This is a genomic window from Oleiphilus sp. HI0061, from assembly GCF_001635675.1.
The window spans coordinates 1-391 of record NZ_LWFE01000775.1; the positions used below are offsets into that span (position 1 = coordinate 1).

General features: G+C 43.5%; 1 protein-coding gene. It reads right to left on the minus strand.

What is annotated here, in order from left to right:
• On the minus strand, window positions 1–391 hold a 391-nt coding region (locus A3735_RS09475), incomplete at both ends, for an HlyD family secretion protein (protein ID WP_156499565.1).

The following is a 391-nucleotide window of genomic DNA, read 5'->3' on the forward strand; positions in this document are numbered from 1 at the left end:
CCCGCTTAATGATTGATGAAGAATCAACAAGAATCTGTTTTTCATAAGAGATAATGAAGTCCACCTGCCCTGATAAGCCGGCTTCAAGTTTGTAGGATTCAGGCAAAGCGAGTTTGATCTGAATGGTTTGGGTAATACGATCAACACTATTCACGATATGAGATATAACGGCTTTAACGGGTTCATCGCGCTTGTGAATTTTAATGTCATATTGGTCACCAATATTTAGAGTCTGCCCCCACTCTGCTGGCAACGAAGCCTCAAACTCCAAACCACCAATCGCTTCGAGTTGAAGAAGAGGTTTTCCAATAACAGCCAAATCCCCTTGATTCACCCAGCGCTTAATAACGCGTGCATCAATTGGACTATTGATGCGGTGATAAGGCTCCCG